Origin of the sequence: Microbacterium sp. NPDC090003, assembly GCF_044748385.1 — a bacterium.
Taxonomy (GTDB): domain Bacteria; phylum Actinomycetota; class Actinomycetes; order Actinomycetales; family Microbacteriaceae; genus Microbacterium.
The window spans coordinates 680161-706053 of sequence record NZ_JBIVFW010000001.1; the positions used below are offsets into that span (position 1 = coordinate 680161).

General features: G+C 67.7%; 32 protein-coding genes and 1 other RNA gene. 9 read left to right on the plus strand and 24 right to left on the minus strand.

What is annotated here, in order from left to right:
• Positions 1 to 22 precede the first annotated feature (22 nt).
• The 3 genes from ACIPVN_RS03390 (at position 23) to ACIPVN_RS03400 (ending at position 753) form a co-directional block, all read left to right on the plus strand.
• Entirely contained in the window at positions 23 to 253 is a 231-nt protein-coding gene (locus tag ACIPVN_RS03390) for a three-helix bundle dimerization domain-containing protein (protein ID WP_400439452.1), read from the plus strand.
• A gap of 122 nt (positions 254 to 375) precedes the next feature.
• Positions 376 to 546, plus strand: a complete 171-nt coding sequence (locus tag ACIPVN_RS03395) for a hypothetical protein (RefSeq protein WP_400439454.1) — start codon at positions 376 to 378, stop codon at positions 544 to 546.
• A gap of 42 nt (positions 547 to 588) precedes the next feature.
• A complete protein-coding gene (locus tag ACIPVN_RS03400; protein ID WP_400439456.1) occupies positions 589 to 753 on the plus strand; it encodes a hypothetical protein in 165 nt (54 codons plus the stop codon).
• A 71-nt stretch (positions 754 to 824) separates the two neighbouring features.
• Here ACIPVN_RS03400 and ssrA read toward each other — a convergent pair.
• Positions 825 to 1194: a transfer-messenger RNA gene (ssrA, locus tag ACIPVN_RS03405) on the minus strand.
• Between the two features lie 163 nt (positions 1195 to 1357).
• Between ssrA and ACIPVN_RS03410 the strand changes: the two genes are divergently transcribed.
• Positions 1358 to 2023, plus strand: a complete 666-nt coding sequence (locus ACIPVN_RS03410; protein ID WP_400439458.1) for an SIMPL domain-containing protein — start codon at positions 1358 to 1360, stop codon at positions 2021 to 2023.
• A gap of 15 nt (positions 2024 to 2038) precedes the next feature.
• On the opposite strand, the gene hflX is transcribed toward ACIPVN_RS03410, so the two are convergent.
• Complete coding sequence (gene hflX, locus ACIPVN_RS03415; protein WP_400439460.1) at positions 2039 to 3544, minus strand: GTPase HflX; 1506 nt, start codon at positions 3542 to 3544, stop codon at positions 2039 to 2041.
• Positions 3545 to 3611: 67 nt separating this feature from the next.
• On the opposite strand from hflX, the gene ACIPVN_RS03420 reads away from it, so the two are divergent.
• Positions 3612 to 4253, plus strand: coding sequence for a class I SAM-dependent methyltransferase (locus tag ACIPVN_RS03420; RefSeq protein WP_400439462.1), 642 nt, complete (start codon positions 3612 to 3614; stop codon positions 4251 to 4253).
• A gap of 43 nt (positions 4254 to 4296) precedes the next feature.
• Here the strand turns inward: ACIPVN_RS03420 and dapF are convergent, their stop codons facing one another.
• From dapF to ACIPVN_RS03495, 15 genes are all read right to left on the minus strand, one after another.
• The gene (gene dapF / locus ACIPVN_RS03425; RefSeq protein WP_400439465.1) at positions 4297 to 5169 is read right to left on the minus strand and encodes a diaminopimelate epimerase; all 873 of its coding nucleotides are present in this window, start codon (positions 5167 to 5169) and stop codon (positions 4297 to 4299) included.
• A gap of 22 nt (positions 5170 to 5191) precedes the next feature.
• Positions 5192 to 5623 carry a GNAT family acetyltransferase gene (locus ACIPVN_RS03430; protein ID WP_400439467.1) on the minus strand — a complete coding sequence of 144 codons (432 nt, stop codon included), beginning with the start codon at positions 5621 to 5623 and terminating at the stop codon, positions 5192 to 5194.
• Positions 5624 to 5688: 65 nt separating this feature from the next.
• Positions 5689 to 6216, minus strand: coding sequence for a dihydrofolate reductase family protein (locus tag ACIPVN_RS03435; protein WP_400439470.1), 528 nt, complete (start codon positions 6214 to 6216; stop codon positions 5689 to 5691).
• Positions 6217 to 6248: 32 nt separating this feature from the next.
• Positions 6249 to 7184 carry a tRNA (adenosine(37)-N6)-dimethylallyltransferase MiaA gene (gene miaA / locus ACIPVN_RS03440; protein WP_400439473.1) on the minus strand — a complete coding sequence of 312 codons (936 nt, stop codon included), beginning with the start codon at positions 7182 to 7184 and terminating at the stop codon, positions 6249 to 6251.
• The gene (miaB, locus tag ACIPVN_RS03445; RefSeq protein WP_400439476.1) at positions 7181 to 8728 is read right to left on the minus strand and encodes a tRNA (N6-isopentenyl adenosine(37)-C2)-methylthiotransferase MiaB; all 1548 of its coding nucleotides are present in this window, start codon (positions 8726 to 8728) and stop codon (positions 7181 to 7183) included. Before miaB ends, miaA begins: the two co-directional genes overlap by 4 nt.
• Before the next feature lie 47 nt (positions 8729 to 8775).
• Positions 8776 to 9249, minus strand: coding sequence for a regulatory protein RecX (locus ACIPVN_RS03450; RefSeq protein ID WP_400439479.1), 474 nt, complete (start codon positions 9247 to 9249; stop codon positions 8776 to 8778).
• Between the two features lie 338 nt (positions 9250 to 9587).
• Positions 9588 to 10637, minus strand: coding sequence for a recombinase RecA (recA, locus tag ACIPVN_RS03455; RefSeq protein ID WP_400439481.1), 1050 nt, complete (start codon positions 10635 to 10637; stop codon positions 9588 to 9590).
• Positions 10638 to 10906: 269 nt separating this feature from the next.
• A complete protein-coding gene (locus tag ACIPVN_RS03460; RefSeq protein WP_400439484.1) occupies positions 10907 to 11131 on the minus strand; it encodes a DUF3046 domain-containing protein in 225 nt (74 codons plus the stop codon).
• Between the two features lie 24 nt (positions 11132 to 11155).
• A complete protein-coding gene (locus tag ACIPVN_RS03465) occupies positions 11156 to 11464 on the minus strand; it encodes a helix-turn-helix domain-containing protein (RefSeq protein ID WP_060925763.1) in 309 nt (102 codons plus the stop codon).
• A 141-nt stretch (positions 11465 to 11605) separates the two neighbouring features.
• Positions 11606 to 12091: a CinA family protein gene (locus ACIPVN_RS03470; protein WP_400439488.1), complete on the minus strand. Its 486-nt coding sequence runs from the start codon at positions 12089 to 12091 to the stop codon at positions 11606 to 11608.
• Positions 12088 to 12663, minus strand: coding sequence for a CDP-diacylglycerol--glycerol-3-phosphate 3-phosphatidyltransferase (gene pgsA, locus ACIPVN_RS03475; protein ID WP_400439491.1), 576 nt, complete (start codon positions 12661 to 12663; stop codon positions 12088 to 12090). Before pgsA ends, ACIPVN_RS03470 begins: the two co-directional genes overlap by 4 nt.
• Entirely contained in the window at positions 12663 to 15419 is a 2757-nt protein-coding gene (locus ACIPVN_RS03480) for a DNA translocase FtsK (RefSeq protein WP_400439494.1), read from the minus strand. The genes pgsA and ACIPVN_RS03480 overlap by 1 nt, the downstream gene beginning before the upstream one ends.
• A 67-nt stretch (positions 15420 to 15486) precedes the next feature.
• The gene (locus ACIPVN_RS03485) at positions 15487 to 17163 is read right to left on the minus strand and encodes a ribonuclease J (RefSeq protein WP_400439497.1); all 1677 of its coding nucleotides are present in this window, start codon (positions 17161 to 17163) and stop codon (positions 15487 to 15489) included.
• 53 nt (positions 17164 to 17216) lie between these two features.
• Positions 17217 to 18194 carry a 4-hydroxy-tetrahydrodipicolinate synthase gene (gene dapA / locus ACIPVN_RS03490; protein WP_400439500.1) on the minus strand — a complete coding sequence of 326 codons (978 nt, stop codon included), beginning with the start codon at positions 18192 to 18194 and terminating at the stop codon, positions 17217 to 17219.
• 28 nt (positions 18195 to 18222) lie between these two features.
• Positions 18223 to 18642: an EF-Tu/IF-2/RF-3 family GTPase gene (locus ACIPVN_RS03495; protein WP_400439502.1), complete on the minus strand. Its 420-nt coding sequence runs from the start codon at positions 18640 to 18642 to the stop codon at positions 18223 to 18225.
• A 40-nt stretch (positions 18643 to 18682) separates the two neighbouring features.
• Here ACIPVN_RS03495 and ACIPVN_RS03500 point away from each other — a divergent pair, with 40 nt between their 5' ends.
• Positions 18683 to 19231: an NUDIX domain-containing protein gene (locus ACIPVN_RS03500; RefSeq protein ID WP_400439504.1), complete on the plus strand. Its 549-nt coding sequence runs from the start codon at positions 18683 to 18685 to the stop codon at positions 19229 to 19231.
• A 9-nt stretch (positions 19232 to 19240) separates the two neighbouring features.
• On the opposite strand, the gene ACIPVN_RS03505 is transcribed toward ACIPVN_RS03500, so the two are convergent.
• The 3 genes from ACIPVN_RS03505 to ACIPVN_RS03515 are packed head-to-tail and all read right to left on the minus strand — an operon-like array spanning position 19241 to position 21284.
• Positions 19241 to 20002, minus strand: a complete 762-nt coding sequence (locus tag ACIPVN_RS03505) for an SDR family NAD(P)-dependent oxidoreductase (RefSeq protein WP_400439506.1) — start codon at positions 20000 to 20002, stop codon at positions 19241 to 19243.
• Complete coding sequence (locus ACIPVN_RS03510; protein WP_400439509.1) at positions 20002 to 20478, minus strand: dihydrofolate reductase; 477 nt, start codon at positions 20476 to 20478, stop codon at positions 20002 to 20004. The genes ACIPVN_RS03505 and ACIPVN_RS03510 overlap by 1 nt, the downstream gene beginning before the upstream one ends.
• Positions 20475 to 21284, minus strand: a complete 810-nt coding sequence (locus ACIPVN_RS03515; RefSeq protein ID WP_400439512.1) for a thymidylate synthase — start codon at positions 21282 to 21284, stop codon at positions 20475 to 20477. Before ACIPVN_RS03515 ends, ACIPVN_RS03510 begins: the two co-directional genes overlap by 4 nt.
• Positions 21285 to 21397: 113 nt before the next feature.
• On the opposite strand from ACIPVN_RS03515, the gene ACIPVN_RS03520 reads away from it, so the two are divergent.
• The 3 genes from ACIPVN_RS03520 to ACIPVN_RS03530 all read left to right on the plus strand — a co-directional run bounded on the left by ACIPVN_RS03520 (position 21398) and on the right by ACIPVN_RS03530 (position 22901).
• Positions 21398 to 21811, plus strand: coding sequence for a thioredoxin family protein (locus ACIPVN_RS03520; protein ID WP_400439514.1), 414 nt, complete (start codon positions 21398 to 21400; stop codon positions 21809 to 21811).
• Between the two features lie 19 nt (positions 21812 to 21830).
• Positions 21831 to 22394 (plus strand): DUF4395 domain-containing protein, encoded by a 564-nt coding sequence (locus ACIPVN_RS03525; RefSeq protein ID WP_400439517.1) that lies wholly within the window; start codon positions 21831 to 21833, stop codon positions 22392 to 22394.
• Between the two features lie 81 nt (positions 22395 to 22475).
• Complete coding sequence (locus tag ACIPVN_RS03530) at positions 22476 to 22901, plus strand: OsmC family peroxiredoxin (RefSeq protein ID WP_400439519.1); 426 nt, start codon at positions 22476 to 22478, stop codon at positions 22899 to 22901.
• Positions 22902 to 22912: 11 nt separating this feature from the next.
• Here the strand turns inward: ACIPVN_RS03530 and ACIPVN_RS03535 are convergent, their stop codons facing one another.
• The 4 genes from ACIPVN_RS03535 to ACIPVN_RS03550 form a co-directional block, all read right to left on the minus strand.
• Positions 22913 to 23350, minus strand: a complete 438-nt coding sequence (locus ACIPVN_RS03535) for a hypothetical protein (protein ID WP_400439521.1) — start codon at positions 23348 to 23350, stop codon at positions 22913 to 22915.
• Complete coding sequence (gene dapB, locus ACIPVN_RS03540; protein WP_400439524.1) at positions 23347 to 24087, minus strand: 4-hydroxy-tetrahydrodipicolinate reductase; 741 nt, start codon at positions 24085 to 24087, stop codon at positions 23347 to 23349. Before dapB ends, ACIPVN_RS03535 begins: the two co-directional genes overlap by 4 nt.
• Positions 24088 to 24150: 63 nt before the next feature.
• Positions 24151 to 24753 (minus strand): histidine phosphatase family protein, encoded by a 603-nt coding sequence (locus ACIPVN_RS03545; protein WP_400439527.1) that lies wholly within the window; start codon positions 24751 to 24753, stop codon positions 24151 to 24153.
• Positions 24754 to 24833: 80 nt separating this feature from the next.
• Positions 24834 to 25862, minus strand: a complete 1029-nt coding sequence (locus ACIPVN_RS03550; RefSeq protein WP_400439530.1) for an aldo/keto reductase — start codon at positions 25860 to 25862, stop codon at positions 24834 to 24836.
• Positions 25863 to 25893: the final 31 nt, after the last annotated feature.

Consider the following 25893-nt stretch of genomic DNA (forward strand, 5'->3'; position numbering starts at 1 on the left):
TCAGCCGGGAGACAATCGGCCCATGAGCGAACGCAACGACGAAGCGAACACCGCCGCGATGCTCGACCGAATCGCCACGCGATTTCCCGATGTCCCGCGGGAGAACATCGAGAACATCGCACATGAGGAGCACGAACGTCTCAGCGGAGCGCGCATCCAGGACTACGTGCCGGTGCTCGTCGAGAAGGAGACCGTGGAGCGCCTGCGCACGGGGGCCGTCCCCGTGCAGACGCCGCTTCCCGACGGAGCCTGACCGGCGCGCGGCGGCTGCCGTCGTCACCACATCGACGGGAAAATCGCAAGGGTGGCGACATCTTCCGGCCGTCGTGGTGCGCTGGATATCAGCGACGCCACCACGCCGCGGAAGGAGCAGACATGTCCGATCCGTTCTCCACTCCCCTGGCGCCGGGCGAACAGCCCACGCGCCCGGAGCCCCTCGACCCGACACCGGGTGAGCCGACGGCCCCGACCCCGGACGAACCTCTCGTCCCGCACCCGGACGAGCCGCTCGCGCCGAACCCGCAGGAGCCCACGATCCCGCTGTAGCAGCTATCCAGGCATCCACCGACCCACAGACGAGGAGAGATCATGACCGCAGACAGCGACCGCAACGACATCAGCACCGAGCCGTCCCCCGGCCCGGAGGAGAACGACAACCTCGGAGCCCAGGACGGCAAGGGCGACCCGGCGACGGTGCCTCCTGGCGAAGGCGACGACGACTCCGTCGACGCGGAGGACCCCGCCGAGAGTTGACGCACTACCCGCACGCAAGAGGCCCGGCCCCGTGATCACGGGGCCGGGCCTCTTTGCTTGCGACAGCGACCTGGTGGAGCTGGGGGGAATCGAACCCCCGTCCAACGCTGAGTCTCCACGCCTTCTCCGGGCGCAGTCTGTGAAGACGTTCTGCTCGGCTCCGACCTTTGTCACAGACACCTAAGTCGACGAGCCCAGCCTGGGAAGAGTCCCATGCGACGTCCAGACGCCGTCGCACAGCAAGATTCCTAGATGACGCCAGGATCCGTATCGGAATCACATACGGCCTGACGGACTATCGGGCTCGCTTATGCAGCGAGGGCGAAGTCGTTGCGCTTGGTTTCGGCAACTATTTTTTTGCAGAGAGCGTTTACGAGATAACTCTGCATCCTCGGCCCGCTTCTCGTGGATTCACAGGCGCTGTCGAAACCGATCAGCCCCGTGGTCCTTCTCTCGAAGGAGCCGCTGTCGCACTATGGAATTTTCCTCCGGATGCTGTCGCATCCGGCTTCACAGGATACAACGGATCCTTCCCTCCTGCCATTCCCGCCGGTGAGTGCGGGCGTTCATCCGCGCGTCGGGTGCCTGGCGTAGAGTCGGCCCCATGAGCGATGTCACCGTCACCGTCCGCGGCGAGCACGAGGCGCGCGTCGCGCCGGAGCGCGCCACCATCCGCGTCACCGTCCGCGCCGAGGGCCCCGAGCGGGCGGCTGTCGTCGACACCGTCATGCGTCTCGCCGAGCCGCTGCGGGTGAGCATCACCGACCGCAGTGACGCCCACACCGTCGTCGACTGGTCGAGCAAGCGCCTTTCGGTGCGCGCCGAGAGGCCGTGGAACAACGAGGGCAAGCGACTCGCCCCGGTGTACTACGCGAGCATCGACTTCACGGCGACGTTCACCGAAGCATCCGAGTTGTCGATCTGGGTGTCCGACATCTCGGCCTGGGAGGGCGTCGAGGTCGGCTGGGTGAACTGGCACCTCACCCCCGAGACGCGCGCTCGCATCGAGCGCGAGGTCGCCGCCGCGGCCGTCGGGGTCGCCGTCACCCGTGCCGAGGCCTACGCCGGCGCCCTCGGGCGCGACTCGGTCTCCCCCGTCGAGATCGCCGACGTCGGACTCATCTCGAACCGTGAGGCGCAGCCCGCGGCCCCCATGCTGAAAGCGCGTGGCGCGGCCTTCGCAATGGCCGACGCCTCTCCTGGAATGGAGTACGAGCCGGAGGAGATCGTCGTCTCCGCCACCGTCGAGGGGCGTTTCATCGCCTCCTGACCGCTGCGGACGGTCTCAGCTCGCGTATGGTGCGAGATCGGCGGCGAGACGCTCCGACACCCGGGCGTGCACCGCGGTTCCGTCTTCACGATGGTCGACGGCGAGAAGCATGCCGGTTTCGTGGATCGCGGCGACCAGGTCGCCCCGGTCGTACGGAACGACCGCATGCACCTCGACCGCCGGCTTCGGGAGTGCCTCCTCGATCGCGGCACGAAGCTCGGCGATACCCTCCCCCGAGCGCGACGACACGAAGTGGGCCTTCGGCTCGAGACCGCGCAGCACGAGTCTCTCGTCGTCATCGATCAGGTCCGCCTTGTTGAAGACGACGAGCTCGGGCATGTCCCGCACACCGACGTCGCCCATCACATCACGAACGGTCTGCAGTTGGCCGGCAGGATCGGGGTGCGAAGCGTCGACGACGTGAAGCACGACGTCGGCGTCGCCGACCTCCTCGAGCGTCGACCGGAAAGCCTCGACGAGCTGATGCGGCAGGTTGCGGACGAACCCGACGGTGTCGGTCAGCGTGAACACGCGTCCGTCAGCGGTCTCGGAGCGGCGGACGGTCGCGTCCAGCGTCGCGAACAGCGCGTTCTCGACCAGCACTCCCGCACTTGTCAGCGCGTTGAGCAGACTCGACTTGCCGGCGTTCGTGTAGCCGGCGATCGCGACGGAGGGGATCGTGTTGCGCTTGCGCTCCGCCCGCTTCGCCTCGCGAGCCGGACCGAAGTCGCGGATCTGACGACGCAGAAGCGCCATCTTCGTGCGGATGCGTCGGCGGTCGAGCTCGATCTTCGTCTCGCCCGGGCCGCGCGAGCCCATTCCGGCGCCGCCGGCACCGACCTGTCCGCCCGCCTGACGGCTCATGGAATCGCCCCAGCCGCGCAGACGCGGGAGAAGGTACTCGAGCTGGGCGAGTTCGACCTGCGCCTTGCCCTCACGACTCTTGGCGTGCTGGCTGAAGATGTCGAGGATCACGGTCGTCCGGTCGATGACCTTGACCTTGACGACGTCCTCGAGCGCACGGCGCTGGCTGGGCGCCAGCTCCGTGTCGGCGATGACCGTGTCCGCACCGACAGCGGCGACGATGTCCTTGAGCTCCTGGGCCTTTCCGCGGCCGAGGTAGGTGGCGGCGTCGGGGTGGGGGCGACGCTGCAGCACACCGTCGAGCACGACGGCGCCCGCGGTTTCGGCAAGGGCTGCGAGCTCGCGGAGGGAGTTCTCGGCGTCGGTCTGCGCGCCCTGCGGGTAGACACCGACGAGCACGACGTTCTCGAGTCGGAGCTGCCGGTACTCGACCTCTGTGACGTCTTCGAGCTCGGTGGAGAGGCCGCCGACGCGACGAAGAGCATGGCGATCCTCCAGGTCCCACTGGTCACCGTCCGATGCGGCATGCGCCGCCGTCGACCGGTCCTGCAGCGCCTGTGCTGCTCCGAACACGCGGACCTCCGAGCGATTCTCGGCGTGAGCGAGCACGCGGTCGAGTGCGTCGCCGTCTTCGTGCTGTGTGGTGGTTTCCGTCATCCGTCCCTGATCTCTTGCTTTCGTTCGAGCCTTAACCTTAGCCCGCGCTCTCCGGTACGCTCACCGTATGGGGTCCGATCACTACTTCACTGCGGCCCCGGCCAGTCCTGAGAACCTGCGAACGATCCGTGTGACGCTCGCAGGCCGCGAGCTCGAACTCACCACCGCCGGCGGTGTCTTCAGCCCGGATCGTCTGGACGCCGGTACGTCAGTGCTTCTCGCCAACATGCCTCCCGTTCCTCCGGGGGGCAATCTTCTCGACCTCGGCAGCGGCTGGGGTCCCATCACGCTGTCGATGGCACTCGCGGCGCCCCATGCGAAGGTCTGGGCGGTCGACGTCAACGAGCGTGCCCTCGATCTCGTCCGCCGCAATGCGGCATCCCTCGGGCTCACCAATGTCAACGCGTCGTTGCCCGAGGATGTTCCCGCCGATGTGACCTTCCGGACGATCCGCTCGAACCCGCCGATCCGCGTGGGCAAGAACGTTCTGCACGATCTGCTCGAGAAGTGGGTGCCGCGGCTCGACGAGCGTAGCGACGCCTGGCTGGTCGTCCAGCGCAACCTCGGCGCCGACTCACTACAGCGCTGGATCGGTTCGACGTTCCATCCCGGGTTCACGGTTTATCGGACCGCGACCAGCAAGGGCTACCGGGTGCTCAAAGTGCGCAAGCACGGAACGCCCCCGACCGAGCCCATCGCGATCGCCTGAGGCGCAATCGGCCGTTCGCCGACCCGTGAGCGAGCGCCGCCGCTCAGGCGAGTTCGATCTCGCCATGGAAAGCGAGCTGGGCCGGCCCGGCGAGAGCGACGTGCTCACCGTCCTCGGCGGCGAACATCCGCACTCCGAGCGTCCCGCCGGGAACCTCGACGCGCCAGTTGTCCGGCGCCTGCTCCCCCGCCCAGTGACGCACGGCGAGAGCCGTGGCGGCCACACCCGTTCCGCAGCTGAGGGTCTCCCCCACACCACGCTCGAACACGCGCATGCGCACATGTCCGATGCCGTCGCGAACCAGGGGTTCGCCCGGCACGACGAACTCGACGTTGGCGCCGGCAGGCGGGAGCGGATCGAGGAGCGGAGGCCGGTGAAGGTCGAGAGAGGCCAGTTCCGCCTCGCTCGCGACCGCGACGACGACGTGTGGATTCCCGACGTCGATCCCCAGGCCCGGTCGGGTGACGGCGAGTCCGCTGGCGGTCACCAGCGGATCGTCTCCGTCGAGACGCCAGCGGCCGAGATCGACCTGATACCCGTTCTCGCTGCGCGTGACGTCGCGCACCCCCGCTCGGGTTCCGATCGGAAGAGTCGATCCCGCATCGATGACGGCGAGGCCCGCCCACAGGAGGTAGTGCGCGAAGACACGGATGCCGTTGCCGCACATCTCGGCGATCGAACCGTCGGCGTTGCGGTAGTCCATGAACCACTCGGCATCCGGCTCTTCGGCGAGGGATGCGGCTCCGTCCGCGATCGCGGCGGAGCGGACGACGCGAAGGACCCCGTCGGCACCGATGCCGAAGTTGCGGTCGCAGAGTGCCGCGACCTGATCGGCTGTGAGATCGAGAGCACCATCGGGGTCGGCGATGATGACGAAGTCGTTGCCGGTGCCGTGACCCTTGGTGAATGCGACCATGCTCCCAGTCTAGGGATCCCGGCTATGCGTCAGCGATGAGCCGCTTGCCGGTGTTCGCCACGGCGAATCGTTCGTAGCCGAGCGCATCGTAGAAGCCCAGCACCCCTTCGTTGCCCTCACGGACCATGAGCTGCACCTTCGGGCAGCCGAGAGCCAGAAGCAGCCTTTCCGCCTCGGCGACCAGCTCGCGCGCGATGCCTCGACCACGATGAGAAGCCGCTGTCGCGAGGTAGTAGAGCCATCCGCGATGGCCATCGTATCCGGCCATCACCGAGCCGAGGACGGTCGCGCTTTCCGGGGCCGTCGCGACGAGGAACAGCTCCGGTTGCACGCGGAGTTTGCGTTCGATGTCGCGGCGGGGATCGTTCCAGGGTCGGGTGAGTCCGGCCTCGGTCCACAGCTCGACGACCGCATCGGTGTCGGCCTGCTCGAATGCCCGCACGTTCCAGTCCATGATGATGCTCCCTTCGTCGACGCCTCCAGGATCGCGCCGACGAACGAGCCTATCCAGTGCGGGTATTACCGGACCACGCGATAGTGACCGCAGAGGAAGCCGCGGTTACGGGCCACATCGAGCAGCTCGAACTCCAGCGCGCGGGGAAACAGGGGCGCACCCGCTCCGAGCGTCACGGGTGCGAACTGGATCCACACCTCGTCGAGCACACCGGCGTCGGCGAACTGGCCGGCGAGGTCGCCACCACCCACGACCCAGATGTCATCACCGCCGGCCGCGAGCCGCATCGCAGCGTGCACGTCGCGCACCTCGCCCTGGACGAAACGGACGTCGGCCCGCGAGGGAACCGCGAGCTCGCGATGCGTGAACACCCAGGTGGGCTGCGCATACGGCCAGGGTTCGTCGCCCTGGGCGCGCAGCAGCCACTCATACGTCGATGCACCCATCGCGAGCGCACCGATCCCCTCGACGAAGGCCGGGTAGGCCATCGGACCTTGCTGGTCGAAATCCTGGCTCAGAAGCCACTCGAGAGAGTGATCCGCCGTCGCGATGAAGCCGTCGAGGCTCGAGGCCGTGTAGAAGTGGGTCGCCATGTGGCCATGGTCGCACCGACCACCGACATCGGTCAGTCGGCGATCAGCGCCGCGACATCGATCGGATGCTCGACCCACTCGATCGCGGGATACCGCTTGAACCACGACACCTGTCGGCGCGCGTAACGGCGTGTCAGAGCCTGGGTCTCGGCGATGGCTTCCGCTTTGCTGAGGCGACCGTCCAGTTGACCCAGCGCCTGCGCATAACCGATCGCGCGGCTGGCCGTGATGCCTCTTTCGAGTCCCCGAGAGCGAAGCCGCTCGACCTCTTCGAGAAGGCCCTCGGCCCACATCCGCTCCACGCGGGCATCGAGCCGTTCGACGAGCGCGGGGCGTTCGACGTGCACACCAATCACGCGCGTACGTTGCTGCCAGAGCGTCGGCGAGGTCGGCAGAGCGGCGCCGTGCGTGGTGGCCCCCTGTTCGAGCACCTCCAGCGCTCGCACGATGCGGCGGGAGTTCTTCGGATCGACCCGCGCCGCCGCGGCTGGGTCCGCTGACTGCAACCGAGCGAGAAGTGCATCAGCTCCGTGCTCGGCGAGCTCCGCTTCCAGGCGCGCGCGGACCGCCTCGTCACGGGGCGGGAACCGGAAGTCGAAGACGACGCTCGAGACATAGAGCCCCGATCCGCCGACGAGGATCGCATCGCCACCGCGCCTCTGCACGTCGAGAACGGCGGCCCTCGCCTCGGGCTGGTACCACGCGACCGCCGCCTCCTCGTCGACCTCGCGGACGTCGAAGAGATGATGCGGAATCCCGCGTCGCTCATCGAGAGGGAGCTTGGCTGTACCGATGTCCATACCGCGGTACAACTGCATCGCATCGACGTTGATGATCTCAGCCGGATTCCCGCGCGACCGCAGCCCCTCGGCGATGTTCAGTGCAAGTTCGCTCTTGCCCGTACCGGTGGCTCCGACCACCGCCCAGAGGCGCGGCGCCGCCTCTGACGCGGAACGGGCGTCGTTCACACCCCGACGCGCAGGGTCGGCAGCCCGAGGGACACGGCACGGGGGCCACCATCGCCCGCCGGGGTGGGGACGGCGCACGACTCGGACTGCGCGCGATCCCAGGCGTCGCCTCCACGCGTGCGGCGGATCCGGAGCGGAGCACCGGTCGGGTCGTCGGCAAGAAGATGGAACGGCGCGGCATGCGTGATCGTCACGGTGACGACATCGCCCGGCCGCGGAAGGTCGGAGCCCGGCGTGACCTCGAAGTGCACGAGACGGTTGTCCTGGGCGCGTCCGGTGAGCCGATGCGTCTCGGCATCCTTCTTCCCCTCCCCCGTCGAGACGAGAACCTCGACCGACCGACCGACCTGCTTCTGGTTCTCTTCGAGCGAGATCCGCTCCTGCAGCGCGAGCAGGCGGTCGTAGCGCTCCTGCACGACGGCCTTGGGGACCTGATCCTCCATCGTCGCGGCGGGGGTGCCCTCGCGGATCGAGTACTGGAACGTGAAGGCGCTGGAGAAGCGCGAGAGCTCCACGACGCGCATCGTGTCTTCGAAGTCCTCGTCGGTCTCGCCGGGGAAGCCGACGATGATATCGGTCGTGATGGCCGCGTCGGGCATCCGATCGCGGACACGATCGAGGATGCCGAGGAACTTCTCGCTGCGGTAGGAACGACGCATGGCCTTGAGGATGCGGTCACTGCCGGACTGCAACGGCATGTGCAACTGGGGCATCACGTTGGGCGTCTCGGCCATCGCATCGATCACGTCGTCCGTGAATGCCGCCGGATGCGGGCTCGTGAAGCGGATGCGCTCGAGTCCCTCGATCTCACCCGCGGCACGCAGCAGCTTGCTGAACGCCTGACGATCGCCGAACTCGACGCCGTAGGAGTTAACGTTCTGCCCGAGGAGGGTGACCTCGATCGCTCCGTCCTCGACGAGCAGACGGATCTCGTTGAGGATGTCGCCGGGACGCCGATCCTTCTCCTTGCCGCGCAGGCTCGGCACGATGCAGAAGGTGCAGGTGTTGTTGCAGCCCACGGAGATCGATACCCAGCCGCTGTGCGCGGCGTCGCGCTTGGTCGGGAGCGTGGAGGGGAACACTTCGAGCGACTCGAGGATCTCAAGCTCGGCATCGCCGTTGTGGCGTGCCCGCTCGAGCAGACGCGGCAGCGACCCCATGTTGTGGGTGCCGAAGACGACATCGACCCACGGAGCCTTGTCGAGCACGGTCTGCTTGTCCATCTGCGCGAGACATCCGCCGACCGCGATCTGCATTCCATCCTTGCGGCGCTTCACGCCCGCGAGCTGGCCGAGCGTTCCATAGAGCTTCCCGGCCGCGTTGTCGCGCACCGCGCAGGTGTTGATGATGACGACATCGGCTTCGTCACCGGCCGCGGCGCGAACGTAGCCCGCACTCTCGAGCGAGCCGGAGAGGCGCTCGGAATCGTGCACGTTCATCTGGCAGCCGAACGTGCGCACTTCGTAGGATCTCTGACGACCGTCGGCGTCGACGGCTGCCGACGACGAGGTGATGATCGTCGGTTCACTGCGCGGAGTAGTCATGATCTCTCCATTGTACGAGCGGGAGACGGCACCTCCGGGCTGACGCCTCAGTCCGACTCGACGAAGCGCACTCCGGAGCTCTTCGCACCGAATGATGCCTCGTTCAACGCCGTCTTCGCCGCGTTCGTCGCAACGGATCCGCCGTACCCGCGGCGAGCGAGCTGTCCGAGCAGACGCCGGAGGGCGGTCTCGTGATCAAGGCGGCTGAGCGAACGTGCCTTGGTACGAGCGAACTCCAGTGCGCGTTCCGCATCGTCGTCCGGCAGTTCGTCGAGGGCCGCGGCGATCACGTCGCGCGGGATCCCACGCTGCGCGAGCGAACGGGAGATGGCGACGCGCCCCTGCCCCTTGCGATCGACCCCCGCGGCCACGAGCATCTGCGCGAGCTCTTGATCGTCGAGGTACCGGCGCCGGAGGAAATCGTCGATGACATCGTCTACCTGTTGAGCATCGAGTCCATGACCACGCAAGACCTGCCGTGCTTCGGACACCGACAGCGATCGCGTGCGGAGCTTGCGCACCAGACTCTCTTCGGCCGCTTTACGGACCTCGAGCAGGTCGGGTGCATCGTCGCCGGCGCGCCGGTCATCGACGAAGGATACGGAAGCGGATTCGTGAGCGGACGCGGAAGTCGTCGGCGCGGCAGACGCGGAGGAGGGAGCGTCCGAGAGGGCCCGCAGGCGCGGGGCCTTTGCTCCCGAAGACGCGCGCCCTGAGCCTCCGGATGGCTCCGCAGCCCCCTCGCGAGTCGTTGCGTTCGCTCCGGGAGGGGTGACGCTTCGGGCTCCGAAAAGAGGGATGACGGGGGCGACCCGCCCGGTGTCCTGACGCGGACCGCCCCCGTTCTCACCGTTCATGATCAGGCCGGGCGACGCTCGGCGAGCTCATCTGCCGGAGCCGCGGGAACGGATGCACCACCGATGCCGAGCTTCTGCAGGATCTGGGTCTCGATGGCGAGTGCCACGTCGGTGTTGTTCAGCAAGAACGTGCGGGCGTTCTCCTTGCCCTGGCCCAGCTGATCGCCGTCGTAGGTGTACCACGAGCCCGACTTCTTGACGATTCCGTGCTCGACACCGAAGTCGATCAGACTGCCCTCGCGCGAGATGCCCACTCCGTAGAGGATGTCGAACTCCGCCTGCTTGAAGGGCGGGGCCATCTTGTTCTTGACGACCTTCACGCGGGTGCGGTTACCCACTGCGTCGGTGCCGTCTTTCAGGGTCTCGATACGACGGATGTCGAGGCGAACCGATGCATAGAACTTGAGCGCCTTACCACCGGCGGTCGTTTCGGGAGAGCCGAAGAACACACCGATCTTCTCGCGCAGCTGGTTGATGAAGATCATCGTGGTGTTGGTCTGGTTCAGGCCACCGGTGAGCTTGCGGAGAGCCTGCGACATCAGTCGAGCCTGCAGACCCACGTGCGAGTCACCCATCTCACCTTCGATCTCGGCGCGGGGCACGAGCGCCGCCACGGAGTCGATGACGATCAGATCGATGGCACCGGAGCGCACGAGCATGTCGGCGATCTCGAGCGCCTGCTCACCCGTGTCGGGCTGCGAGACGAGCAGGGCGTCGATGTCGACGCCGAGCTTGGCGGCGTAATCAGGGTCGAGCGCGTGCTCGGCATCGATGAACGCCGCGATACCGCCCGCGCGCTGAGCGTTGGCGATCGCATGCAGCGTCAGCGTGGTTTTACCCGAGGACTCCGGGCCGTAGATCTCGACGATGCGGCCACGCGGGAGGCCTCCGACGCCGAGAGCGACGTCGAGGGCGATGGAGCCGGTGGGGATGACGGCGACGGGTGCGCGCTCGTCGCTGCCCAGCCGCATGACCGAGCCCTTTCCGAACTGACGGTCGATCTGGGCGAGTGCGGTCTCGAGGGACTTCTCGCGGTCGGCGGGAGATGGCATGTCGTGCTCCTTCTGCTTCGCGTGGTGCCGCCTGTAGGCTGTCGCGGCACTTCCGGCTGGAAGCAACTCTCCGACAAGGCGTATGGCTCGGTGGCCATGTCTTCACCGTACGAGGAGCCTCCGACATTGCGTCGTCGAGTCGCGCGAACAGTGGAGAACACTAACGTCTGAACCACTGTGCAGAAGACTACGCCCGCTTCGAACGAATATTCGACGACACGCCGGATCCTGCCATCTCGTCGCGATATCGATCGAACGCATGCGCGAACTCAGCGCCTGCGCGGCTCAAGCCTGCCCGCACCGTACCGTCTGTTATCGGGCACTTCCATCTCGTCGCAGAGCGCGAACCAGATCTCCCGCGGGGGAATCCCCGCGGCCAGCGCCTCTTTCGCGGTGCGACCGGCGAGCGGCGTGAGCACCAGATCGTTCAACACCGAAGACGTGCGTCCGGGGAACTCGTCCTCGACGGCACGCAGGAATTCACTTCGACGCATGAAGCAACGACGGGGCGCGTCGGATCAGTGGAGCGAGAGCTCGGGCTCGATCGAGGCGACCAGATCGTCGGGAACGACATCGGGGAACACCTGGATGCCCTCGAGCACGGAGATGCGATCTCCGACCTCGCGCATGATGGTCGAGATGGGGACGTCGAGCGCATCGGCGACAGAGGCGAGGATCTCGCTCGACGCCTCCTTCTGACCGCGCTCTACTTCGCTCAGATAGCCGAGCGCCACGGAAGCCTTGCTCGCGACCTGCCGAAGGGTGCGCCCCTTCTGCAGACGGAAGTCCCTCAGCACATCGCCGATTTCCTGTCGTACAAGAATCATCGGAACCTCCTCCCCAATCGGTGTCTCGGAGTCTCCCCCGAAGTGATGGCCAGTATAACCTCGCCGACCTTCATAAAATCTACAACTGCACTCTGTGGTTTGAGTGTGAGCACGAAATCAATAACCTCGTCGCGACGGCGACTATTCCCGGGACATTTCTCGGAGCATCTCGAGGGCGGCTCGTACGGACGCAGAGCGGATCCGATTCCGGTCGCCGGGGAAGAGGAACGATCCCGCCTCGACGCGCTCGGGTGTGGCGACGGCGATGTGCACGGTGCCGACCGGCTGCCCATCGGGCGAGACGGGACCGGCGATGCCCGTGGTCGCGACGCCGACCGAGGCGTCGACGCCGTCCACCCCCACGGCGCGCCGGACGCCCCGTGCCATCTGCCGCGCAACCTCCGGATGCACCGGGCCCTCACGGCCGAGAAGCGATTCATCCACCCCGAGCAGCGTGTGCTTGATCGGCGTCGCGTAGGCGACCACTCCTCCGAGCACCACGGAAGATGCTCCGGGCACGCTCACGAGCTCGGCGATCACCGCTCCGCCCGTGAGCGACTCCGCTACGCCCAGTGTCCAGCCGCGGCGCGCGAGCGTCTCGATCACGGCTGCCGCGAGGTCGGTCATCGACTCCGACGCGCCCCGCGCACCTGCGCGACGACGTAGTCGATCCCGCTCCAGATGGTCAGCACCAGCACCACGAGCATGAGCACGAAGGTGATCAGGGTCCACGCGGGAATGCCGATCAGCACGTGCAACGGCATCAGCGCCCATGCGAGGGCGACCCCTTGCGCAGCGGTCTTGACCTTGCCCATCCATGCCGCAGCGACGACGTGCTCGTTGACGATCATGAGCCGGTGGATCGTGATCCCCAACTCGCGGACGAGGATGATCGCGACGATCCACCAGGAGACCTCGCCGAGGACGGCGAGCCCGATGAAGCCCGCCCCCGTCAGCAGCTTGTCGGCGATCGGGTCCCAGAGCTTGCCGAAATCACTGACGATGTCGTAGCGGCGGGCGAGGTAGCCGTCGACCCAGTCGGTCGAGATGGCGAGGATGAACAGGATCGCCGCAGTCCAGCGCAGACCGAGATCGGGAACCCCATAGGTTCCTCCGAGCAGGAGCAGCACGAAGAACACCACTGCGAGCGGGATGCGCGCGATCGTGATCGCGTTGGGCAGCTGCCGAGGAATCGCCATCAGTCGCGTCCCGTCAGGCCCCAGGCGTCTTCATCGCCCTCTGCCTCGACCACGGGAAGACCCTCGAACTGCGCTTCGAGAGGATCGGAGGCCATCGCCGCCGTCGCAGGAGCGGCCGGCGCCGCGCTGGGCGCCGCGGGAACATCCTCACCACGGAGCTTCGCCATCACTCCCCCGAGCTGCTCCGCCGTGACGAGCACGTCGCGAGCCTTGGAACCCTCGGACGGGCCGACGATCTCCCGCGACTCGAGGAGATCCATCAGGCGTCCGGCCTTGGCGAAGCCGACGCGGAGCTTGCGCTGCAGCATCGAGGTGGAGCCGAACTGAGAGGAGACGACCAGCTCGGCGGCAGCCAACAGCAACTCGAGATCGTCGCCGATGTCTTCGTCGACGTCCTTCTTACGCGGCTCCAGTGCCTCTTGGACATCGTTGCGGTACTCGGGTCGAGCCTGACGCGTCACGTGCTTGACGACCGCGTCGATCTCCTTCTCGTCGACCCAGGCGCCCTGCAGACGGAACGGCTTCGAGGAACCCATCGGCGAGAACAGCGCGTCGCCCTGACCGATGAGCTTGTCGGCACCGGGGCTGTCGAGGATCACGCGGCTGTCGGTGACGCTCGTCACGGCGAACGCGAGACGGGATGGCACGTTGGCCTTGATCAGACCTGTCACGACGTCGACGCTCGGGCGCTGGGTCGCGAGCACCAGGTGGATGCCGGATGCGCGGGCGAGCTGGGTGATGCGCACGATCGAGTCCTCGACGTCGCGCGGGGCGACCATCATGAGGTCGGCGAGCTCGTCGACCACGACGAGGAGATAGGGATACGGCTTGAGCACTCGCTCGCTGCCGGCCGGCAACTCGACCTCGCCGGCTCGCACCGCGCGGTTGAAGTCGTCGATGTGGCGGAATCCGAACGACGCGAGGTCGTCGTACCGCATGTCCATCTCTTTGACGACCCACTGCAGCGCCTCGGCCGCCTTCTTCGGGTTGGTGATGATCGGAGTGATCAGGTGCGGCACGCCCGCGTAGCTGGTGAGCTCGACGCGCTTCGGGTCGATCAGCACCATTCGCACGTCGGCCGGGCGCGCGCGCATCAGCAGACTCGTGATCATCGAGTTCACGAAGCTGGACTTTCCGGAACCGGTGGAACCGGCGACCAGGAGGTGAGGCATCTTCGCCAGGTTCGCGATGACGATGTTGCCGCCGACATCCTTGCCCACGCCGATCGTCATCGGGTGCGTGCTCTTCTGGGCCGCCGGGGAGCGGAGCACGTCGCCGAGGGCGACCATCTCCTTGTCGGCGTTCGGGATCTCGATACCGATCGCGCTCTTGCCCGGGATCGGCGAGAGGATGCGCACGTCGTTCGAGGCCACGGCATACGCGAAGTTGTTGCTCAGCTGCAGGATCTTCTCGACCTTGACGCCGTGACCCACCTCGACCTCGTACTGCGTCACCGTCGGTCCGCGCGAGAAGCCGGTGACCTTCGCATCGACTTTGAACTGCGTGAGCACACTGGTGATCTGCTCGATGACCTTATCGGTCGCCTCGGAGCGCATGACGGGGGGCGGGCCCTCGACCAGGAGCCCCGGCGAGGGGAGGATGTACGGCGCGACGGGTGCCTGGGGGCCGCGATCCCCCGGCCCCTCGGTCCCGAAACCGTCGAGGCCCGGGAGCTCGGGCACCTCACCGGTGTCGGAGTCGTCGTCGAGGAGCGCCGTCGTCTGCTGCTCAGCGAGGGAATCGGCCACGGAGCGCACGTCGGACAGAACCTCGGTGGCGGAATCGTAGGGGTTCTCGACGACGACGGCCTGGTCGTACGCAGGGGTCGCCTCCGCGGTCGAGAGGAGGGCCGTGATGTCGTCGGAGCCGAGGGTGCCCTCATCGGGGTCCTCCTCGCGGCCACTCTTGTTTCGCCGCCACCAGGGCAGGACGTTCTCGTCGTCGGTCTTGTCGGCATCGTCGATCTCGGGCTGCTCCGCCGCGGGCTGAGGACGCTCCGCGTCGAACATCCAGGCGTACAGATCGCCGAGCCGCCGACCGATCCGGTTGGGCGGCGTCTTGGTGAGGATGAGGATGCTCAACGCGATGACGAGGCCGAGCACGACGTAGGCCACGGCGGGATGCACCAGCGCGAGCGGTTCACCCACCAGCCAGCCGAAGACCCCTCCCGCCTCGCTGATGGCGGCCATTCCCATGTTCGGGTGCGCGCGCGCGGCGGTTCCCGCGCCGTCCGGAGCGCCGGCGGCGACGTGGCTGATACCTGCGAGTGCGAGCACGAAGAGGCCGAAACCGATGCCGATGCGGCCGTTGTCATGGACCGAGGACGGGTGACGGAAGAGCCATCCGGCGAGGAAGAGCAGCAGTACGGGCATGACGAACGCGATGCGGCCGACCAGTCCACCGACCGAATAGGCGCTGACATTGGCGGCGACCTCGTTGCCGATGAAGAACCACTCGTTCACCGCGCCGAGGACCGCCAGCAGGACCAGGAGGAACGGGAACCCGTCGCGACGGTCGTCCTTCTCCAGCGTCTCCGGGCCGAAGGCGCGGAAGAGCCCTCCGACACCGTGTGCGAGCCCTGTCCACGCCCGGACCGCCACCGGCGGCTTGTCGAGTTCGTCGATGTACTTCTTGGGGACGGGCTTCTTCGCTGCCGGCTTCTTGGGCGCAGGCGAGGCTTGGGGAGCCGCCCGCCGCGAGGGGCGGGACGGCGCGCTCCCGGACGCGCGCTCGGACTTGGTGGTACTCCTGGCCATGCCCTCACGTTACGGCCCGTGGCCGACATTCCCGCGTATCGACGCGGCTTTCAGCCGATCCCGCTGATCACGCCTCGATCACGAGGGGGACGATCATCGGACGGCGACGCAGACGCTGGTTGACCCATCGGCCGATCGTGCGGCGCACGACCTGGGAGAGTGCGTGGGTGTCGCGCACGCCGTTGCCGGAGGCCTCCTTGAGCGCGGCGACGATCTTCGGCGTCACGTCGTCGAAGACCGAGTCGTCCTCAGCGACACCGCGCGCGTGGATCTCGGGTCCGGAGATGATCCGCCCGGTCGCGGCATCCACCACCACGATGACCGAGATGAAACCCTCCTCGCCGAGGATCCGGCGGTCCTTGAGATCGGCATCCGTGATCTCGCCGACCGTCGAGCCGTCGACGTACACGAAGCCGAGGTCGAGCTGCCCGACGACCGACGCCACGCCGTCGCGCAGGTCGATGACGGTGCCGTTGGAGGCGATGATCGTGCGCTCCTCGGCGATTCCCGTGTCCTGCGCCAGCTTGGCGTTCGCGATGAGGTGACGGTACTCGCCGTGCACCGGCAGCACGTTCTTGGGCTTGAGGATGTTGTAGCAGTAGAGCAGCTCTCCCGCCGCGGCGTGTCCAGAGACGTGCACGCGGGCGTTCGCCTTGTGCACGACGTTCGCACCGAGCTTGGTGAGGCCGTCGATCACGCGGTACACGGCGTTCTCATTGCCCGGGATGAGGCTCGAGGCGAGGATGACGGTGTCGCCCTCGCTGACCTCGATCGCGTGATCCATGTTCGCCATGCGGCTGAGCACCGCCATCGGCTCGCCCTGCGAACCGGTCGACATGTAGACGATCTTCTCGTCCGGGAGATCGCGCGCCTTCTTGAAGTCGATGAGCACGCCGTCCGGCACCTTCAGATACCCGAGCTGCTCGGCGATGGTCATGTTGCGCACCATGCTGCGGCCGAGGAACGCCACGCGTCGCCCGTGGGCGTGCGCCGCGTCGATGACCTGCTGCACCCGGTGCACGTGACTCGAGAAGCTGGCCACGATCACACGCCGGGGCGCCTTGCCGATCACCTGGTCGAGCACCGGGCCGATCGAACGCTCGGTGGGGGTGAAGCCCGGCACGTCCGCGTTGGTCGAGTCCACCAGGAAGAGATCGACGCCCTCCTCGCCCAGGCGCGAGAACGCGCGGAGGTCGGTGATGCGACCGTCGAGCGGCAGCTGGTCCATCTTGAAATCACCGGTGGCGAGCACCATGCCCGCCGGCGTACGGATGGCGACGGCCAGGGCATCGGGGATGGAGTGGTTCACGGCGACGAACTCGAGATCGAAGGGGCCGACCTTCTCCTGCTGGCCTTCCTTGACCGTCAGCGTGAACGCCTTGATGCGGTGTTCCTTGAGCTTCGCCTCGACGAGAGCCAGGGTCAGGCCCGATCCGATCAGAGGGATGTCACCCTTGAGGCGCAGGAGGTACGGAACAGCCCCGATGTGGTCCTCGTGCCCGTGCGTGAGCACGACGCCGACGATGTCGTCGAGACGATCGCGGATCGGCTCGAAGTCAGGGAGGATCAGGTCGACACCGGGCTGGTGCTCCTCGGGGAACAGCACCCCGCAGTCGACGATCAGGATCTTGCCGTCGTACTCGAACATGGTCATGTTCCGACCGATCTCGCCGAGACCGCCGATCGGGATGACCCGCAGCGTTCCTTCGTCGAGTGCGGACGGTTCGGCCAGGGGAATGGACATGCTGTCTCCTCAGTCGGACACTCGGCGCGTCCGTTCGTTCATGGCGACGCGACTCAGCGCGTCGTGCCGTGCACCTTGGGCAGGGCACCACCCGCGGCCGCGTTGCGGTCGGGGCGGAAGTTCGAGAAATCGGCGCCCGGGACGCCGGCGACGAGATCGAGCTCGTCTTCGATGAGTGCGGCCTCCCACTCCTCCGGCCCGACGAGCGGAAGACGCACGCGCGGACTGGAGATCCGGCCGAGGCCGTGGAGGATGTACTTGGCGGCGACCGTGCCGGGAACGTGGGTCATCACGGCGCGCACGAGGGGCTCGAGGCGCTTGTGCTCGGCGGTCGCCGTGGCGAGATCGCCACGGTTCACCGCATCGACGATCGTGCGGTACGGAGTCGCGGTGATGTTCGCGGTCACACCGATCAGGCCCGTCGCCCCGATGGCGAGGTGCGGAAGAACGTTGGCGTCGTCACCCGAGAAGTACATGAGGTCGGTCTGGTTGAGCACTCGGCTCACCTCGGAGAAGTCGCCCTTGGCGTCCTTGACCGCGAGGATGTTCGGGTGCTTCGCCAGGCGGAGGAGCGTCTCGTACTTGATCGGCACACCGGTGCGCCCGGGGATGTCGTACAGGATCACCGGCAGGTCGGTGGCATCGGCCACCAGACGGAAGTGCGTGAGGATGCCGGCCTGCGTCGGCTTGTTGTAGTACGGCGTGACGATCATGATGCCGTCGGCGCCGGCCTTCTCGCTCGCCTTGTACAGCTCGATCGCGTGGGCGGTCTCGTTCGATCCGCCTCCCGTGATGATCTTGGCGCGACCGGCGGAGACGGACTTGCCGATCTCGACGAGCTTGAGCTTCTCGGGGTCCGTCAGGGTCGAGGTCTCGCCGGTCGTGCCCGTCACGACGACACCGTCAGCACCCGCGGTGATGACGTCGTCGATGTGCTTCTCGACGGCGGGCCAGTCGACTTCGCCGTCGGCCGTCATCGGAGTGACGAGCGCGACGAGAACCTGTCCGAAAGGGTTGCCCGAGTGCGTCATGCAACCAGAGTATCGTCTCGGCCCGACCTCACGCGGACGCGGTCGTCCGGATGACGTCGCCGCGCACGACGTCGGGACGATCCCGGAACAGGATGCCGACGGTCGAACCGACGCTCGCCTCGTTCGCCTTCTTGCGGAGCATCTCGATCGCCGCGATCTCCGCAGGCATCGGTGGCGTCCCGTCGCGCATGATCACCACGCGGTCGCCGACGCGCAACCTGCCCGTGGTCACTCGCCCCGTCGCGACCTTGCCGCGTCCGGTGATCGTGAACACGTCCTCGACCGTGAGCTCGCCGAGACTCGACCCGCCCACGTTCGGAACAGGACCCTGCTCCGCTCCCGCATTCCCCGACAGCGCGGCCAGACGAGCCGCCTGCTCGTCGTTGTACCGGCGCAGCATCTCGTCCGCGCTCTCCGGAGCCTTCTTCCGACCGAACAGCCATCCCATGCACCGATCCTAGGCAACGATCACGTCGTAGGCTCAAGCCATGGCATGGGTCACGCACGAGTCCGACACCGTCTACGCCAACCGCTGGATCGAAGTACGCGAGGACAGAGTCACCGGCCCCGCCGGAGACGACGGCATCTACGGGGTCGTGCGGATGCAGCATCCCGCCGTCTTCGTCGTCGCGCTCGACGACGAGGAGCGCGTCTGCCTGGTCACCCTCGACCGCTACACCACGGGGACCTCCGTCGAGGTGCCCGCCGGCGGTAGCGATGGCGAGGATCCCCTCGTCGCCGCGCGACGCGAACTTCTCGAGGAGACCGGATTCACGGCATCCGACTGGCGCGAGCTCGGTGTCATGAACGCGCTCAACGGCGTCGCGGATGCTCCGGAGCACGTCTTCCTGGCCCGAGGGCTGACGGCGATGGACCCGGCGACGGCCGCCGAGAGTCAGCGCGAAGAGGGTATCGACCAGGTCTCCTGGGTGCCGTTCGCCGATACGCTCGCGATGATCGCCGACGGACGCATCACGGACGGCGAGACGATCGGTGCGCTCGCTCTGGCCGGCATCCGCCTGGGACGGTTCCGCTGAGCCGGATGGTCAGACCCGTCCGCGCCGAGCGATCCCAGCCGTGACCGACCGCGGAAGCAGACCGGTCAGCGCCACGATCACCTTGTACCGCAGCGACGGAACAGACACCGACTTCTCGCGGGCGGCGTCGCGAAGTCCCTCTCGGACCACGTCGCGCGCATCGAGCCACATCAACGATGGAACACCCTCATGCCCCGGGGCCAGGCCCATCCGCTCATGGAAGCTCGTGTGGGTGAACCCGGGGCACAGCGCCGTCACACTCACCCCGTCCCGCGCGTATTCGGCGTTGGCCCACCGACTGAACTGGATGAGCCACGCCTTGCAGGCGGAATAGGTCGACCGCGAGATGAATCCCGCCACGGAGGCCACGTTGATGATGCGCCCTCCACGACCGCGCATGGTCTGCAGCGCGGCGTGCATGAGGCGCATCGAGGCCTCGACGTGTACTCGCAGGTGGCGCACCTCGTCGGCGATGTCGTTGTCGGCGAACTGCAGCGGCAGCCCGAACCCGGCGTTGTTCACGAGCAGGTCGATCGGGTCGTTCGCGTCCTCGAGTCGCTGCTCGACCCGCTCGACGCCCTCCTCGATCGCGAGATCGGCCGGAAGCACCTCGACGGCGACGCCGAACTCGCTGCGCAACTCGGCCGCCAACGACGCCAGAGCCTCCTCCGACCGAGCGACCAGGACGAGGTCGGCGCGGCGCCGCGCGAGCTGGCGCGCGAACTCGGCCCCGAGCCCGGCGCTCGCTCCGGTGATCAGCGCGGTGGGCATCAGCGCTCGTATCCGAGGAAGCGGTAGCGCACACCGGTGCGGGAGGTGAGCCACTCCCCCTCGTCGACCAGGCGCCACCCGGTCTTCGCGGGAGCGTACGCGTCACCGTCTACCTCGAGCTCGAGCTCGGTGACCTCGAGCCGATCGGCGTCGCCGATCACCTGCCGGAAGATCTCGGCTCCCCCGATGATCCAGACCCGGTCCTGGCCGCGCACCGCCTCGGCGACCGTCGCCGCTCGGCGTGCCCCCTCTGCGTCCCAGTCCTGCTGGCGGGTGACGACGATGTTCTCCCGGCCGGCCAGCGGACGGAACCGCTCGGGGAGCGAGTCCCACGTCTTGCGCCCCATCACGACCGGAGCACCCAGGGTGACCTCTTTGAAGTGCGCCAGGTCCTCGGGCACGTGCCACGGCATGCCGCCCTCGGCGCCGATGACGCCCCCGGCCGCCTCCGCCCAGATCAGGCCGACCCAGGTCATACCGCGACCGCCGCGCGGATCGGGGCGTGGTGCTGATAGTCCTCGACGACGAAGTCCTCGAAGGTGTAATCGAAGATCGACTCGGGCGTGCGCGCGAAGCGCAGGGTCGGGTACGGGTACGGGTCGCGGGTGAGCTGCTCGGTCACCTGCTCGATGTGGTTGTCGTAGATGTGGCAGTCACCGCCCGTCCACACGAAATCGCCGGGCTCGAGACCGAGTTGCTGGGCGATCATCAGGGTGAGGAGCGCGTAGGAGGCGATGTTGAACGGAACGCCGAGGAACATGTCGGCACTGCGCTGGTAGAGCTGGCACGACAGCTTGCCGTCGGCGACGTAGAACTGGAAGAGCGCGTGGCAGGGCGCGAGAGCCATGTCGGGGATGTCGGCAGGATTCCAGGCCGACACGATCAAACGGCGTGAGTCCGGCGAGCGGCGGATCTGTTCGATGACCTCCGACAGTTGATCGATGCTCTCGCCGCCCGGAGTCGGCCACGAGCGCCACTGCACGCCGTAGACGGGGCCGAGCTCTCCGGCGTCGTCCGCCCACTCGTCCCAGATCGTCACGCCGTTCTCCTGCAGCCATCGCACGTTCGACTCCCCGCGCAGGAACCACAGCAACTCGTAGGCGATCGACTTGAAGTGCACCCGCTTGGTCGTGATCAGCGGGAAGCCCTGCGACAGGTCGAAGCGGATCTGCCGTCCGAACACGCTCGTCGTCCCCGTTCCGGTGCGATCGGACTTGTGCGTTCCGTTCTCGAGGACGTCGCGGAGGAGGTCTTCGTACGGCGTCGGGACGGGTGCGCTCATGAGAGCCAGAATACCTTCCCGGACCACGACACGGGCGGAGGAGCACTCGCCCGCTGCCGTCATCGTCGGACACATCGGCCCCTCCACTCGCGCGGGCGCCGTACCCTCGATTCATGTCTCCCGTCGTCGCCCTCGCGCTCCTCGCCGCGCTCGTGGCGGCCGCCGTCGTGATCGGCGCCGTCGCGAAGAGGCGGGACGGACGCCGGCGGGCGGGAGGAGCGCTGCGATTCGATGCGCAGGATGCCGTTCCCGCCGAGCTCGGATCGAGAGCGACACTCGTGCAGTTCAGCACCGAGATGTGCGCACGCTGCCCTCAGGTCCGCCGGATGCTGCGCTCCTTCGCCGAGGAGGGCGACGGCCTCCGTCACATCGAGGTCGACCTCACCCATCGCCCCGACCTCTCCTCGCGCTATCACGTGCTCCAGACCCCCACCACGTTCCTCGTGGACGACTCCGGCGCCGTGCGTTCCCGATTCCATGGCGTGCCGCAGCGGCGCGCCCTCACCGAAGCCCTCGCCTCCCTCTGAGACGACGTCAGGAGCATCCATGTCCTCTCCCGTCGGCATCGATCCCCGCGGTCCGCGTTTCGCAGCGACGATCACCGCCGTGCTCCTTCTGATCGCGACGTTCCTCGGTCTCACCGGACTCGCGACGGCGCGGGGCGCGGCGACGTTCGGCTGGTTCGCCTATCAGCCGACGGTCGTCACGGGGGGCGACTGGCTGATCGCGGATGCATCGGTCTCCGAGCGCGCACTCGATCCCGCCTTCCTCCTCTCGGCGGTGATCGCGCTGCTCTTCCTCTGGAGCATCCTGTCCCCCGCGACCGCTCCCTGGGGCGTGCTCTTCCGCCGCGCTATCCGCCCGCGCCTCGCGCCCCCGACCGAGCTCGAGGACCCACGCCCACCCCGCTTCGCGCAGGGAGTCGGCCTGTTCGTCGTGGCGATCGGTCTCGTCCTCCAACTCGTCGGCGTGCCCTGGGCTCTCCCGATCGCCACCGCCGCCGCCTTCATCGCCGCGTTCCTGAACGCCGCGATCGGCCTGTGCCTCGGCTGCCAGCTCTATCTGCTGCTCCAGCGCACCGGGCTCCTCGGGCGCACGCGCGCGGCCTGACACGTTCCCCCGGAGAGCGCCGCTCGCTAGGCTGGCGATGACGCGACGCTGCGCATCCGCAGTGCGAGAACCGGAGGAATCATGCCCGTCACCAGCGAAGCGACCACCACCTGGACCGGATCACTGGCGGAGGGCTCCGGCACCGTCGCGTTCTCGTCGTCGAAGCTCGGCACCTTCCCCATCGACTGGAAGGCCCGCAGCGAGGGCAGCGACACCACCACCACGCCGGAGGAGCTCATCGCCGCCGCGCACGCGTCATGCTTCAGCATGGCTCTCGCCCACGCACTGAGCGAGAACGGCACGCCGCCGGAGCGGGTCGACGCGAGCGCCTCCGTCACCTTCAAGCCGGGCGTCGGCATCACCGGCAGCCATCTCAACGTCAACGCCGTGGTTCCCGGCCTCTCCGCCGAGGCGTTTCGAGCGATCGCCGAAGAGGCGAAGTCCGGATGCCCGGTCTCGCAGGCGCTCGCCGGCATTGACATCACCCTCGAAGCCACTCTCGCCTGAGTCGACGGCGATCAGCCGCGCGAGAGCCTGATCGCCTCGCGGATGCTCGCGCGGGCGTCCTTGCGCCGCCCCGCCGCATCCTGCACCACGCCCAGCCGGAACCGCTCGCGCCACTCCTCGGGTGCGGCCTCCGCTGCGGCGGCGTACCGCTCGATCAGCGGGTCGGCATCCGCCCGCGCGATGCGTCCGCTCGGAGTCAGTTCGGTCTCCGCCTCCGGCATTCCGCCCTCGGCATCGAGCGTACGACCGAGCCGGTCTGCGGCGAAGCCGAACTGCATCTCACGGATCAGCGCCCAGGCGCCGATCAACGGCATGACGAGGAGAGCGACGCCGATCGCGATCGCGATCGGCTCGCCGGTGCCGAGCATCAGCACGGCGCGATAGCCCACCACGACGATGTAGAGCGCGAGGCACAGGGCCATCACGCCGACGCCGATGCGGGAGATCATGATCGGATGCCGATGTCGATCATGTTCTCGAGACCGACGACGACTCCCGACGCGTCGCGAGTGAACGGAACGGCGAGGCGGATGCCGGGGGCATAGGCGAGGGCGGGCTCGACCGTGTCGTGCGTGAATGTCAGCGATTCGCCGGGGCCCGCAAGCACCACCTCCTGCTTCGCGATGACACCGGGACGGCGGAGCGAGTGGATCGGGACGCTGCCGACCTGCTGACCGCGGGCCCGCTGATCGGCGTGCGGGGCGCTCACCGGCCCCTGCTCGGAGCGCGCGGCCGCGATGAGTTCGGCGGTGCGCACGGCGGTGCCGCTGGGCGAATCGATCTTCGTCTCGCGATGCGCCTCGACGATTTCGGCGGAGTCGAAGAACGGTGCCGCCGCGGCGGCGAGAGCGGACCCGAGTACCGAACCGAGCGAGAAGTTGGGAATGAACACCGCCGCCGTGCCGGCGGCTTCGACCAGAGGGCGCACGAGCGCGATGCGCTCCGCCGACCAGCCCGACGTGGCCACGAGCACGTTCTGCCCGTGCTCGACCGCCGAGCGTACGACGTCGATGCTCACCTGCGGCGTCGAGGCATCGATCACCAGGTCAGCGCCCGCGAGCTCCGAGAGGTCACTCGACGAGGACAGGACACGGCTCACCTCGAACCCGTCGAGGTCGTCGATGACGGCGTGGATGATCGCCCCGAGCTTGCCGGTCCCACCGACGATTGCTACCTGCGTGGTCATGGTTCCCAGTCTATTTCGGGCGCCGCGCGCCCCGGCCCGGGGCGCGCGGTAACTTCCGCCGACTCAGACGGGGATCGCGTCGGGAATACCCGTGCGGAGCTCCATGGGCAGGTGTCCGGTGTCGTTGTGGTTCAGCAGCGTCCACGGACGGCCCTGCTTCTGAGCGATGACCGTGAGACCGCAGTGGGCCTGATTCAACGTCATCCACCGCCACTCGGGAGCTCCGAGCACTTCGCGCACGAACCACGAGATCACGAAGTTGTGGGTGATGAGCACCTCGTGCACCTCGCCCGTCTTGCGCACGAGGAACTCGTTGACGGCGTCGGACATCTGTGCGCCGCCGGCCTCGATCTCCGCGTCGGTGATCGATCCGAAGAACGGCTCGAATGCGGCCGGGGTCTCCTCGGTCATGCCGGTCGGGACGCAGTCGAACAGCAACGAGGTCGGCTTGGGGTCCACCGAGGGCAGCCGGCCCGCGATCGCACGCGCCGTCTCGTTAGCCCGCAGCAGAGGGGAATGCCAGACCGCATCGAGCGGGAGACCGCCCAGGCGGTCGGCGATCAGCTCGGCCTGGCGCTGTCCGCGCGGAGACAGGGGGCCGTCGGCCAGGCCGTGCTCGGCATCCTGATGTTCACCGTGTCTGACCAGATAGATATAGTGCGTCACTGCTCGCTCGCTTCATCGCCAGCATCTGCCGGACTCTCACTCCACCCTATGCCACGCATATGACAGTCGCGTGGAGCCGCTCAGGTCCCCGCTCGCGCGAGATCTGCGAGCTGGGCGCGCGACAGCGCGACGCCCGCCCCCTGCATGAGCTCGTCGACGTGCTCGGCGGCGAAGGTGTTGACGATCGGCGCGACGATCGACCTCTGAGCGAGCAACCAGGCGATCGAGACGGCGGCGACGGGCACGCTCAGCTCTTCCGCGATCTGATCGAGCGCGCGGAGGATGCGGATGCCGCGACGGTTGAGGTTGCCCCGCAGCTGTTCGCCCCGCACTCCCCGAGAAGCGACGGACTTGTTTCGGTGACGTCCCGAGAGGAATCCGTGCTCGAGCGCGTGCGACGGGGTCACCGCGAGGTTCTGCGCACCGGCGACGAGGCGCAGATCGCCTTCGAACCACTGGCGGCGGATCAGGTTGTACGGGGCGTCGACGACTTCGATGCGCGGGTAGCCCGCCGAGGCGAGGATGCGCGCCTCGACCAGTCGCTCCGGGGCGAACCCGAAGGCGCCGACGGCTGCCACCTTGCCGGCGTCGACCAGCCACTCCACGGTCGCGAGGGTGTCTTCGAGATTCGTCGTGGCGTCGAGAGTCGCGTCGAGGTACAGCACATCGATGCGTTCGGTGCCCAAACGCGTCAACGACCCCTCGACCGCGCGCACGAGATTGACCGACCCGAGCCCCGGGTTGTCCGCATGCGCACCGATGCGCGCGCTCAGCACGACCTCGTCGCGCAGCCCGCGGGACCGCAACCACTGACCGATGATGTGCTCGCTGCGACCGCCCGAGAAACCGTCGGCGGTGTGCACGGCGTTGCCGCCGAACTCGATGTAGCGATCGAGGATGCCGTGACTCGTCTCGAGATCGACGTTCCACCCGAACTCGGCGGCACCGAGCATGAGCGGGAAGGTCTCGATCCCGGTCTCACCGAGCGGGACACGGATGGTCTCACCGACCCCTGGACCCACGATCGGGATCGGGGCGGACGGATGCTCGGCGCCCTGCGCGAGCGCGCGATCATCCGGGGCGCCTGCGCCTACGCCGAACAATCGCATACTCTCACCCCCACGTCGATCGGTGCGATCC